This window comes from Chamaesiphon minutus PCC 6605 (genome assembly GCF_000317145.1).
Taxonomy (GTDB): Bacteria; Cyanobacteriota; Cyanobacteriia; order Cyanobacteriales; family Chamaesiphonaceae; genus Chamaesiphon; species Chamaesiphon minutus.
In genome coordinates this window covers 235,137-247,346 of the sequence record NC_020053.1, presented here as the reverse complement: position 1 = coordinate 247,346, position 12,210 = coordinate 235,137, and the positions used below count along the sequence as shown (strand labels likewise).

Genomic DNA, 12,210 nt, shown 5'->3' with positions numbered 1-12,210 from the left:
ATTGTGACTTATTTCAGCTTTCGGCAGGTTTCATTACTAACAACCGCCCACTGCTCCCCAGTTTTTCTCACCTCCCAAGTTGCCGTAAACTCAGTTGCAGCTTTTCTAGTAATTGCCTCACGTAGGGGTATTTTGCGGCCATTAGTAACAACACTACCCTCCCAGACAAATGTGTTTGCTTCCCATCCAGATGAATTCATCTCGATTAAATTACCTTTATCGCTCACAAAAGTTCGCAACAGCTTCTTAGCCGCAGTGTCGTATCCTAAAAACTCGTGTTGAATCGTTGTCAGCTTGGAAGTCTGCTTGGTTTGAACAGTTGCGATATACCAGAAGTCTTTCAAGGTGCGTTGAACATTCCATGTAAATTCCTCAATCGCGGCTGAATCTGTCGGTCTAACTCGACACGACCAAACTCCTGCAAAAAAAGTAAGCTGGTTAAGCTCAGAAGTTGGTTTGGGTGCGTGCTGACTAATAGCCGCTATGGGAATTGTACTTAGGAGTAAAGTTGCCAAACTTACCCTCATCGCCCCTATCCAGCTTTTTCTCATACCCATATCTCTCAAATTGCCTCGCAATTTAACATTAATTGGCGTTATAGAACGCTTGAACGTACTCGAAGCTCTCGGTTCCAGATGTTTCCACCAACAGCACACGCACATCTCACTCCGCCATCATCTGTTCGATATGAGCCAGGAGTGCTGCCGCGCGTCCTTTAAAATCAACTAAAAAATGTTGGTGCTTGGAGGGTGAGAGCACCCCTGTCAACGATCGACCGTTCGATGAGGTCGGCTGATATTTTAGGGCTATGATATCGATCGAATTCTACCTGCAATATCACCAATCCATCCATCCACCCATCGATCGGTTAGCGTCTGTATTTCTAAAACAACACCACTGGCAATTGAACTGTGACGATCGAACCAATCCCCTCACCCGACTCGATCCTCAACTCACCATCATGAGCTTCGACAATCCGTTTGACGATTACCTCGCGACGCGGCTCCGCCAACGCTAAACTACTCTATCCACCAGCTTATTTCACTGGAGCGACTATGGCTTTGCGGAAAACGATCTTGTCAACTCCAGCAGTGTAGAACTCCCGAATTCGTGCTTCCTCGTCGTAACCACTCTGACGATAGAACGCTCGAACGTACTCGAAGCTCTCCGTTCCTGATGTTTCCACCAATAGCACCCGCACACCTCGCTTGGCCAACATCTGTTCGACATGAGCGATCAATGCCGCGCCGCGTCCTTGCCGCTGACGATCGGGATGAATGCCAATTAAATATAAATTCCACGTTCCCTCGGTCATGCGCTCTGGCGCGACATAAGCAATTCCCACCAGCTCATCATCATCATCATCGACAAGCCATAAATCTTGGCGATCGGTTTCGCCGTTGAAGTGCTCGGACAGCATTTGGGCAAGTACCTCAGTCTCGTGGGGCTGGAACAGACCCGTAGCTGCTGCTAAAGCGAGTGCTGCGCTGGTTTCATCAGGTTCGATCGATCGAATCATCGTGTATTCTAAGTGTGTATAAATTAGGTCAATGGAGATAATATCACAACAGTTGTGATTCTCGAATACAGCATAACAACTGTTGTGATAGAATGTCAAGGTTGTTTGATGTTGCTGTAAACCAAGGAGAGTTATGAGTTTTGACGATCGCCGGATTGAAGTCGCTAAAGCCGCATGGCAGGTGATTGTCCGTGAAGGATTGGATCGCACTAGTATGCGGGCGATAGCGCAAGAACTTGGCTCCTCGACTGGAGTTGTCACTCACTACTTTCGAGATAAAGAAGAACTCACTTTGTTTGCGTTAGAGCAAGTATTTGAAAACGTTGCAGCGGAAATGAAAGCCTGCGCCAAGGGACAGCAGGGAATTGAAAGATTAGAGCAAATGATTTTTGTCGCTCTACCACTAGAGAACATTGACAGAGACGAGTGGAAAGTTTGGATGGCATTTTTGGGCTATTCGATCGGGCGAGAACAACTAGTTCGGGAACATCGAAAACGCTATGATTTCTTACGGCAGATTATTTCTCAAGAGTTAACTAACTTACAAGCAGCTAAGCTGATTCGAGCCGATCTCGATCTAACCCTCGAAGCAAATGCACTCATTGCGCTAGTGGATGGAATTGGGACAGGGGTAGTCATCTACCCCGAGCAGTTCTCGGCAGAGCAACAAAAATACCTGGTGCGGCGACATATCAATGTTTTATTAACATTATCTTGAAGGAAGAACGATGATTAACGTTCAAATTACTCAGATCTGGCTAGGATATTTTTAGGATAAAAATAGAGGAAGTTGAACTGTGACGATCGAGCCAATTCCCTCTCTCGACTCGATCTGCAACTCCCCATCATGAGCTTCGACAATCCGTTTGACGATCGCTAAACCCAATCCCGTACCACTAGCTTTAGTAGTAAAAAATGGTTTAGTAAGTTGTGGTAAAAGATCGGTAGGAATCGGCATCCCACCATTATGAATTTGAATACAAATTCGCCGAGATTCGCTTTCCCTAATCTGAATGGTAATCGGATCGCCGACACTTACTGCTTCACAAGCATTAGTGACGAGATTGATTAAAACCTGCTTGAATTTATCTCGATCGACTGATATATTCACAGGCGATCGCATGGCGACAAAATTGAGTGGCTTGCCAATCGCAACTGGGGCAGTTTGTAGGGTATTTAATATTTCCGAAATGAAGCTATTTAGTTCTAGCTCAGATCGATCGAGTGTTTGAGGTTTAGCATAGAGCAAAATCTGATTCAGCAGCCGTTGTAATCGATCGGCTTCGTCTATTGATAAAGCCAAATATTCTTGAAATCGATCGTCAAGTTCGAGCTTTTTAAAGGCAGTCAAGCCCATCATAATCGTAGTTAAGGGATTTCGTACCTCATGGACGATCGTGGCGGCTAGTTCGCCAATTTCGGCTAGTCTGAGCACCGCTGTTTCGGCCTGCTTGAGTAGGGTAATATCCGAAGCCACAGCCAACAGGCATGATTCGCCCTCTAAGTCGATGGCTTCAGCCGACAATAGTGCGGGGAAAATTTCACCCGACTTGCGGCGCAACCATACCTCTAGATTGCTGACGGTGCCGCGATCTTGCAACTGTGTGGCGATCGTCATCCGCTCGGCTAGATGTGCCCAAATCGCCAAATCTAGGTCGCTACGCCCGATCGTTTCAGCACGGGAATAGCCCAACATTTGCAAGCAGCGATCGTTGATTTCGATGTAAGTACCATCGTTGAGATTGCTAATGGCGATCGCATCTGGTGAAGCTCGAAAAGCAGTCGCAAACTTGGTTTCCGAAACTCGCAGCTCGTCTTCTACCTGCAAGCGTTCCATCTCCGCCGCCGCCCGCGCCGCGAAGATTTCCAGAATCGATCGATCGCGTTCGCGGAGCTTCTGGTGCGCAGCATCGTCAGATGCCATCGGTCGATCGTCGAGTACTGCTAAGTGTCCCAACAGATCGCCCGTCGAAGTTAGTAACGGGACTCCAGCATAGCTTTGGGCTTCCATTGCCTCAAGTTCATCTTTTTCTTCGGGAAATAGGGCTTGGATCTGGGCGGGAAAACATTGATAGCTTTTACTGTCAATAATTCGCTCGCAAGGCGTACCGTGGAAATTATACTCAAACTCTTCCCCAAACTTATCTCCCTGCCAAAAGGCAAAGCTACGACCGCGTGTCGGTGGCGCATCCATACATTCGCTGATGAAGGCGTAGCGAACGCCCAAAGCTTGTGCCAGAGAGCGGACGAGCGATCGAAAGAAGTCTACACCTGTAGCTGAGACTGTACCTGCCACGATCGATCTGAGGATTTGTTCGGACTTTTGGCGTTTTAAGATTTCGGTCTGAAGTCTATCGTTTGCCTGTGTCAGTTGATTATGGCTTTCGTCCGCATCAAACTCTAGCTGGTGGTGGATTTGAGTATTGTCGAGGGAAATTGCTACTTGGGTGAAGAGAAATTGGAGAATTTCTAACCGTTGGGTCGTCAAAGGAGCAGTCGGAAAATTTTCTAAATAGAGAATGCCAACGCGTTGACCTTTGTTAATTAATGGTACACATAGAATTGACTGCGGTTGTCGATCGAGAATATAAGTATCTCGATCGAATAAACCTTCTTGGTTAGTTTGCTCGATGACGATATTTTCCTGAGTATCCGCCACATAGTTGACAACGGCTAATGAAACTAAACCCCTGCCAACTTCACTGTCGAGGATAATTGCTGGTAAAAGGGAGATAGTTTGTGACTCGATCGTGGCGACGATTTCTAATTGACAATCGCGATCTAATAGTAGACAGCCTCGCTGTGCGCCGAAATTTTCGATCGCGCTTATCATCAATTTTACTAACAATCGATCCAGCACTATTTCTCTACTCCAAATTAATCGATATTAAATAATTAATGTTTCCCAATAGTGGGATTTTACTGCTGGAAGACGATCGTAAATTCACTGCCTTCACCAACGGTCGATCGCACCATAATTTTGCCACCCATCCCTTCTACAAGTGTCTTGACGATCGCCAATCCCAAGCCATAGCCACCAGTCGTGCGAGCGCGATCTGCATCGACTCGATAAAAGCGTTCAAAAATCCGTCCCCGATCTTGGAGGGGAATCCCAATGCCACGATCTCGAACCCGAATAATTGCCTGTTTTTCGTCGCGTTCGACAATCAAATCGATCGGTTGTGCTGCTGTTGAATATTTAATCGCATTATCTAATAAATTGATTAATACCTGTTTCAATCGCTCCCGATCGACGATCGCTTCGACATTTTCTGTGGCTGTGATTTGAATCGATCTTTCGCCGAACTTGGCATTCATATCGACTACTTCTGACACCACATCGTTCAATAATAACGGTTCCAAATGATAGCGGGTATAACCACTATCTGCCCGTGCTAAATCTAGTAAATCTTGAAGTAGCCTGACGGTGCGATCTGCTTCGGCTCCGGCTGTTTCGAGTGCTTCGCGCTGATAGTCGTTGAGGTTATTACTGCGGCGCAGTAAGCTCTGTAAATAGCCAGATACCACCGTTAACGGCGTGCGTAACTCATGAGAAATATTACCGATAAACTGCCGTTGTTGCTCCCACGCATCCCCCAACCCTGACAGCATAATATTAAAAGCTTGGGCTAACTCCTTGACTTCCGTTGGCGCGTTGCCGAGTTGCAATCGTGCGTTATTGAGATCTGCTGCGGAAATCGTCCCTGCCATCCGACTCATCTCTTGTAAAGGTTGCAGTGAGTGCCGAATCCGGATCGCGATCGCCAGGATGGTGGCTAGGGTTGCTAAAATGCAAACGGCGGTGAGTCCTTGAATGGCAGTAATTAGTTGATATTGCTCGGTAGTGACATCCTGCGCCATGTACACCTTGCCTAGTGGCTGATTCCGCGCTGTCTTCACGTCGCCACTATATAAAATCATATAGCGATCGCCGACTTGGTACACCTGGGGTTCGAGCGGCATATCGCCGAGGGACATTAGTTTGGCAGTTGTTTGACTGGACTTAGCCAAAATCATCGTGCCGTCCGTATTTTTGAACCAAATTGCCAATCCTGGTACCGAGACATTATCGATCGTTTTTTGTAATCCTGCATTGACTGGTAGCATACCGCTGTAAAGTTCGACATCGCGCGGAAAGCGATTGGCAATATACTCGACTTGCTGGGTATGCGTGGTAATCAACAGTTGTTGCATTTTCCAACTCGTCCAGACGGCGACGCTACTCAAGCCGAGGATTGATAGTAATGATACTTCTAGGGTAAGTCGAAACTGAAGCGAAGCTGGGTCGAGATGCCGCTGCTTTATTCGATGGAATCTCTCTTTAAGTTGAGCGAAGGGTTTCATGAGAATTTGGTGGCACCGTTACTTTATGTTATTTAAACATTTTCTTCTTCACTGTAATCTAAAGAGTCGATCGCGTCATGAGACGACCCTAATAGCCAGATTAATTTTTGCTGAGAAATACTAGGGCGTGTCATCAATTAAATCTAAACACGCGAGCGGCTAAGCGAATGCAAATGCCAAAATTGTCGCACCATTACATAGTTCTAGATCTTGCTGATGAATTAGGTGAACTTGCTGAATGTGAATTTGCAGAGGTTCGATGAAAATATGTTGACAAATTCAGTAGATCCACCTTGAATAGTAGGATCGGTGGAAAATTTCGGCTTTTACGCTAGTGAATATGCTAAATTTTTCAGTGTATCTGCCCAGATCTGGGTAGATAGGTGGAAAGTTTCCGCATAATAATAGTTATGCGGCTCAATTTCTAGGCTGGTACTGTAGCCTAAAGATTATCTGTTGAGGCTGATTAATCGACAAAACTATATGATTTATCAGACTTACCAGCCTCGATCGCCGCTCTCGCAGTTCGTTGAATTTCTATGGTACTGGGAAGGAGATAACTTACCGTCGCGATCGTGCGTATTGCCGATTGGCTCGATGGAGTTGGTGATTGACCTCCACGAAGACAAAATCCCACTCTTCGATCTTTACAGTCAGACTCAGTTTGGTAGTACCAAAGGTGCAAGGATCTGTGGTGTCCATTCCGAAGGCTTTATCATTGACAAAGATCGAAACTGTTCCGTGATGGGCGCGCATTTTAAGCCAGGAGGAAGTGCTGCATTCTTCGCAATTCCTGCGGGGGAATTGCATAATCAAATCATTTCGTTGGAAGAACTGTGGAAGGGGAATGCGGCAGAGCTACGGGATCGCTTGCTAGAAAACCCGACGACAGCAACCCGTTTTCTGGCACTGGAGCGGTTTTTATTAAGTTTGATGCAGCCTCTGGCTCGCCATCCAATGATTGATTTTGCCTTGCGGGAGTTTGAACGCTCACCGACTTCTCCGATCGGTACAGTGACAAGTCAAATAGGGTTTAGTACTCGCTACTTTAACCAGCTATTTCGCGATCGGGTGGGGTTAACCCCCAAATTGTATTGTCGAGTTCGGCGATTGCAGCGAGTGCTTCGTCTCATAGAGGGCAAAAAGCAGATCGATTGGACGGATATCGCTTTTATCTGTGGTTACTTCGATCAGGCTCACCTTATCCATGATTTTCGGGCGTTTGCAACTTGTACACCCACTGAGTATGTGGCGAAGCGCGGCGTTCACCCCTGCCATGTAGAGCTATGGGATTGAGGTCATTTTTTTACAATCCTTTAGCAGCCATACTGCTCCATAATGTCCTGTGATGGTTTCACCTCACTATCACTTTGAAGGAAGCATGATGGGCAGCGTCGCAATTATCTATTTTTCTGGTACGGGAAATACGCATCTTATGGCTGAAGCGATCGCCTCTGGGGTTCGTCACGCCGATACTCGCGTTGATTTACTGCGAATTGAAGGAATACAAATCAAAGATGGGCGGTGGTTCGATGAAAAGTTTATGGAAAGCCTCCAAATGGCAGATGCAATTCTATTTGGTTCTCCGACCTATATGGGTGGGGCTGCTGCTCAGTTCAAAGCATTCGCTGATTTCACCAGTGAGACATGGTTTGCGGAATCTTGGAAAGATAAACTAGCAGGTGGATTTACGCATGGTGCGGCTCTCAGTGGTGACAAACTGAATACATTGATTTATTTCAGCATTCTAGCAGCCCAACATGGCATGGTGTGGGTAAATCCTGGAGAAATTGATTGCACAGCAAGAGGTACAATCGATGAAACAAATCGCCTCGGATCTTATTTGGGTGTGATGGGACAAACCTATTTAGACTTTGAGCGAAAAGAGCCAGAACTTCATCCAGGCGACCGCCTAAGCTGCGAACACTTTGGACAACACATCGCAAAATGGGTGCATCGAATCAAATAGCTCCAACCTTTTGTCATCATGTTAATCAAGCATCAAGTTCTTGAGTGGATCGCAGATGGAACAGTCACGTTAGCATTTCGTCGGTGGAAGCGCCCAACGGTTAAAACGGGTGGTCAGCTTAGAACAGTCGTCGGTATTTTGGCGATCGACGCAGTGACTGTGATTAATATTAATGAAATTACACAAGAAGAGGCTCAAAAGGCTGGTTACTCATCTTGCTCAGAATTATTGCACACGCTAAACAAAAATGGAGATGGTGAAGTATATCGCATTAGTTTTCACTTTGTGGGACAAGATCCTCGTGAAGTGCTGAGAGAGCAGATCGATCTTACCGATGACGAACTAGCTGAAGTTCATCGAAAGCTCACGCAACTCGATCTAAAAAGCCAAGAGGGTTCCTGGACGATGACAGTTTTACGACTGATCGAACAGCATCCAGGTTTGCGTGCTACAGAGCTTGCAGCTTCAGCACATCTAGATCCACAAATACTCAAAGTCAAGGTACGTAAACTCAAGGAGATTGGACTCACTGAAAGTATTGCGCGCGGAGGCTATCGGCTATCGCCACGAGGTTGCGAGATTCTCAATCGTCTTGACTCTACTTAAACATTTTTGTGCAACACCCTTAGCGACACCGCATAACAATCCCAATGCACCGGAACAATGTCAAGTGGTTGGTGAGTTGCAAAGAGTATTTGTGTCCGCTGACCTTCACCGTTATGCAGCAAAGTCTTCAGCAAGTCAGTGGCTTGAAGCTGGGAGCGTAACAATGGGGGTGAAGATGCAAGCTCGTTAATTACGGCGTAGGGGGTCGGCTATGGAAATCCCAGCAATTGTCTTTCTGTCGGGTGCGTCAGGTGTTGGCAAGACCAGCATTGTTGAGAAGCTGAAAGCACACTATCATTCCTTTGATGATTATGCGTTTTTGCATTTCGACTCTATTGGAGTTCCCTCACCCGAAGAAATGATCGAGCAAGCAGGTTCAGGGGAGAAGTGGCAAGAGCTTACAACATACCGATGGATCGAAAAGATTACTGTTAAGTATCAGGATAAAAAGATTGTTGTCATTGAAGGGCAAGTCAATTTAGATTTTATCGAGGCTGCATTTCATAAGTTTGAGATTGCAAGGTACTTCATTGTGCTTATTGACTGTGACTGGGAAACAATGCGTGAGCGGCTTATCCATAATCGGCAACAACCAGATTTAGTTAATCAAGATATGAAAAATTGGGCAACCTTCTTACGAAAGCAAGCACAACGTAAAGACTTACCAATTATTGATACGTCACACCAAACACTGGAGCAAGTTGTGAGGTCTGTTAATGTGGTATTTTTGCAGGCGATCGCGGCAGCATAACAATCCCGTTGCACCACGACCGTATCAGGCGGTTGGCTAAGTCCGAGAGGTTACTAGCGGCGGGTGAACGGGGTCGTTAGATGTCTGTAAAGGCAAAAATTTGAGACTTATTTGTGCTCGTTTGACTTTTAATTGGCTTGAGGCGATCGCTTAAAGATTACTCATAATTTAAGTTGAATCGAAACTTGTCAATGGCAAGCATCAGTAAACAAATTAGCGATCGACTACTGGGGGTCGATCGTCAATTAGCAATCGAAGTCTCTATCCTGAATGATTGTAGCTGTTGATGATGCGATCGCACCCGATCGGTTCAAAACTTGAGGCAATCGGGTATCCAGATTTAATTGATGACACGCTCTAGGTTTCGGTACCAAGTAGTCCCATGAATTTCTTTAGTATGGCTGTTATCTTTCGGTTGTGAATGATTTGGGGTTAAAGATTGGCTGAGAAATTAGCACAGATTTTGCTACCAAATTCTTAATCGTTTTCTCAGGAGAAACTCAGGTTGTGAGTTTAAAATCGGTCTATACCTGCATCCGATCTAGTCGATGCCGTTATTCCCCGTACTCACGATGCTTACATTCTCCCAACGACTGACAAACTTAACCTCACGCATCCCCGGACACGTTTATTTGTGGTTGGCAATCCCGATCTTCGGCTCTGCTAGTGCCGTCACGCGGAAGATTACTGAAATCGGTGCCGAGCATTTCGTCGGCGGGCACAACCCGATTTCTTACTGTAATGTCCTGTTTACGGGCAATCTCTGTGCGCTGTTGGTGCTAATCGCGCTCCACCGTCACCAGTGGAGCCGGAATACTTGGCGGCAAATATCGAGGCGGGAATGGCTCGGTTTGGTCGCTGTGGCGATCTTATCTGGCGCGCTGGCTCCAGGCTTAATCTTTCAAGCATTGTCATTAACTCCAGTCACAAATGTCTTGCTACTCGGTCGATTGGAGCCACCATTGACACTGGCATTATCGATCTGGCTATTACGGGAACGACTCAATCGGTGGGAAATACTGGGATCGATCGTGGCTTTTACGGGGGTGGTACTGACGATCGTCTTGCAAACCGATCGCTCGCACATGGCTACAGTAGCTGGATTGCAGGTTGGATTGGGGGAACTAATGGCGGTATCGGGGGCGATTTGTTTATCTGTTGCCACGATCGTTGCCAAAAAGTACCTGACTCATGTGCCATTGGGCATTCATAACACCATGCGAACTGGATTGGGAACGATCGTTTATTTCTGGTTGGCATTGTGGATGTATGGTGCCGAGCATTTTACTGGCGTATTATCGCCATTTCTTTGGCAGTGGATGTTGCTATACGGGACGGTTATCGTCGTCATCGGGCAATCTTTATGGAATGCTGGTTTGCGGAATTCATCGATCGCCACTGCCTCGCTCGTCGGTTCTTTTGCCCCGATCGTGGGTATTTTAGCCGCATATTTAATCCTGGGTGAAATGCCAACTCGCGCTCAATATATCGGCGGGATGGTAATTTTACTAGGTCTATTTTTAGGTCGAGTGGGAATTAAAGCCAGAACCGAACGGCTCAACAGGATGGGAGTTAATTCGATCGAAACGGAGCAGGAAATTGAAGCCAGAATGGGATTCAGAGGAATCTAGATAAATTAATCTGCAACCAAATAAAGTTACTAAATCGTTCGTCAGTATTGAATCTAATTATCAATCTAATTTGTATTTAAGTTATCAACCAAGTACACAAAATTATGCCATTATCATTACCACGACGGAAATTTTTAACTTATCTAGGATTGGGAACGCTCGGCTGGCAAATAGCTAGCTGTACGACTCGTCCCTTGGCATCCCAAATTATCACACCTGAAACTAAATCAATCGCCACATCTGCAAATCGATTACCAGAATTTCAAGGGATTAGCGAGTGGATGAATTCGAGTCCGATTACAACCAACGATTTACTCGGAAAAGTCGTTTTAGTTCAAATTTGGACATTAGGTTGTATCAATTGTCAACGGACATTACCCTACGTCACCAGTTGGCATAAAAAGTATGCAGCCAAGGGATTGCAAACGATCGGGATTCATACACCAGAATTTCCGTTCGAGCGCGATCGTAAAAATATTCGTCGGGCGATTGCCAAACATGGGATTACTTACCCTGTCGGTGTAGATAATGACTTTCAAACTTGGAAAGCATTTAAGAATGAATATTGGCCGCATTTATTTTTAGCCGACAGACAGGGCATCATTCGTTACGACCATATTGGCGAGGGAGCTTACGCCGAAACTGAAGCGAAAATTCGGCAGTTATTGGGACAGTCAGCATGAATGAAATTTCACCCCTAACCTTCGGTTTCGCCCTCGGTGGTGGACTGTTAACTATTCTCTCACCCTGCGTCTTACCAGTCATCCCATTAGTATTAGGTCGATCGTTCAAGTCTCATCGACTCGGCCCAGTGATGTTGGTATTGGGCTTGGTGAGCGGTTTTGCCCTCATCGGTAGCCTTTTAGGTGTCGCCAGTTCCTGGTTCGTTGGTTTTGCCAATTTGCTGCGAAATGTGGCGGTAGGCTTGCTCTTTGGCTTGGGGGTATTGGCAATTTTCCCGACCTTGAGCTACCGCTTAAGCAGCTCTTTACAATTCGGTAAAGCGTGGGAACCGAAGGAACCAGGCTTGTGGAGCGAATTCTGGATCGGCACTCAGTTGGGATTATTATGGACACCCTGTGCGGGGCCAGCATTGGGCAGTATTTTAGTCCTGGCAGCCGTCCACCATGAGGTTTTGGGTGCGCTGGCATTATTAACTGTCTACGGCTTAGGAGCCGGAATTCCGCTGCTGGCGATCGCGTATAGTAGTCGTCACATCAGCAATTCTTCACGGCGATTGTTACCCTACGCGGGGACATTGCAACGGATTGGCGGGATACTGATGGCAGGAACGGCGATCGCCATTTTATTCGGTTGGGATGTCGAACTTCAACTTTGGTTGGCTCCTTTATTTCCCAAACTTCCTTTATAAATAATAGATCGAGAGCGA

General features: G+C 46.3%; 13 protein-coding genes. 9 read left to right on the top strand and 4 right to left on the bottom strand.

Annotated elements, in window-relative coordinates; genetic code table 11:
* Nucleotides 1-8: 8 nt before the first annotated feature.
* On the bottom strand, nucleotides 9-515 hold the full coding sequence (locus CHA6605_RS30050) for a DUF1579 family protein (protein WP_198288606.1): 507 nt from the start codon (nucleotides 513-515) through the stop codon (nucleotides 9-11).
* Nucleotides 516-808: 293 nt separating this feature from the next.
* Between CHA6605_RS30050 and CHA6605_RS30045 the strand changes: the two genes are divergently transcribed.
* Nucleotides 809-1,018: a hypothetical protein gene (locus CHA6605_RS30045; protein WP_041550338.1), complete on the top strand. Its 210-nt coding sequence runs from the start codon at nucleotides 809-811 to the stop codon at nucleotides 1,016-1,018.
* An 18-nt stretch (nucleotides 1,019-1,036) separates the two neighbouring features.
* Here CHA6605_RS30045 and CHA6605_RS30040 read toward each other — a convergent pair whose 3' ends face one another.
* Entirely contained in the window at nucleotides 1,037-1,519 is a 483-nt protein-coding gene (locus tag CHA6605_RS30040) for a GNAT family N-acetyltransferase (protein WP_015328938.1), read from the bottom strand.
* 133 nt (nucleotides 1,520-1,652) lie between these two features.
* Between CHA6605_RS30040 and CHA6605_RS30035 the strand changes: the two genes are divergently transcribed.
* Nucleotides 1,653-2,237, top strand: a complete 585-nt coding sequence (locus tag CHA6605_RS30035) for a TetR/AcrR family transcriptional regulator (protein WP_015328937.1) — start codon at nucleotides 1,653-1,655, stop codon at nucleotides 2,235-2,237.
* A gap of 51 nt (nucleotides 2,238-2,288) precedes the next feature.
* Here the strand turns inward: CHA6605_RS30035 and CHA6605_RS32260 are convergent, their stop codons facing one another.
* Both CHA6605_RS32260 and CHA6605_RS30025 read right to left on the bottom strand, forming a co-directional pair.
* Nucleotides 2,289-4,379, bottom strand: a complete 2,091-nt coding sequence (locus CHA6605_RS32260; RefSeq protein ID WP_015328936.1) for a GAF domain-containing sensor histidine kinase — start codon at nucleotides 4,377-4,379, stop codon at nucleotides 2,289-2,291.
* Nucleotides 4,380-4,438: 59 nt separating this feature from the next.
* Complete coding sequence (locus tag CHA6605_RS30025) at nucleotides 4,439-5,863, bottom strand: sensor histidine kinase (RefSeq protein WP_015328935.1); 1,425 nt, start codon at nucleotides 5,861-5,863, stop codon at nucleotides 4,439-4,441.
* A gap of 483 nt (nucleotides 5,864-6,346) precedes the next feature.
* On the opposite strand from CHA6605_RS30025, the gene CHA6605_RS30020 reads away from it, so the two are divergent.
* The 7 genes from CHA6605_RS30020 (at nucleotide 6,347) to CHA6605_RS29990 (ending at nucleotide 12,192) form a co-directional block, all read left to right on the top strand.
* Nucleotides 6,347-7,159 carry a helix-turn-helix domain-containing protein gene (locus CHA6605_RS30020; protein ID WP_015328934.1) on the top strand — a complete coding sequence of 271 codons (813 nt, stop codon included), beginning with the start codon at nucleotides 6,347-6,349 and terminating at the stop codon, nucleotides 7,157-7,159.
* Between the two features lie 52 nt (nucleotides 7,160-7,211).
* Complete coding sequence (locus tag CHA6605_RS30015) at nucleotides 7,212-7,832, top strand: flavodoxin family protein (protein ID WP_315874962.1); 621 nt, start codon at nucleotides 7,212-7,214, stop codon at nucleotides 7,830-7,832.
* A gap of 18 nt (nucleotides 7,833-7,850) precedes the next feature.
* The gene (locus CHA6605_RS30010; protein ID WP_015328932.1) at nucleotides 7,851-8,438 is read left to right on the top strand and encodes a hypothetical protein; all 588 of its coding nucleotides are present in this window, start codon (nucleotides 7,851-7,853) and stop codon (nucleotides 8,436-8,438) included.
* Between the two features lie 211 nt (nucleotides 8,439-8,649).
* Complete coding sequence (locus CHA6605_RS30005; protein WP_015328931.1) at nucleotides 8,650-9,189, top strand: AAA family ATPase; 540 nt, start codon at nucleotides 8,650-8,652, stop codon at nucleotides 9,187-9,189.
* Nucleotides 9,190-9,761: 572 nt separating this feature from the next.
* Entirely contained in the window at nucleotides 9,762-10,820 is a 1,059-nt protein-coding gene (locus CHA6605_RS30000) for a DMT family transporter (protein WP_051039068.1), read from the top strand.
* Between the two features lie 104 nt (nucleotides 10,821-10,924).
* Nucleotides 10,925-11,503 (top strand): redoxin family protein, encoded by a 579-nt coding sequence (locus CHA6605_RS29995; RefSeq protein ID WP_015328929.1) that lies wholly within the window; start codon nucleotides 10,925-10,927, stop codon nucleotides 11,501-11,503.
* Nucleotides 11,500-12,192 (top strand): cytochrome c biogenesis CcdA family protein, encoded by a 693-nt coding sequence (locus tag CHA6605_RS29990; protein ID WP_015328928.1) that lies wholly within the window; start codon nucleotides 11,500-11,502, stop codon nucleotides 12,190-12,192. The genes CHA6605_RS29995 and CHA6605_RS29990 overlap by 4 nt, the downstream gene beginning before the upstream one ends.
* Nucleotides 12,193-12,210: the final 18 nt, after the last annotated feature.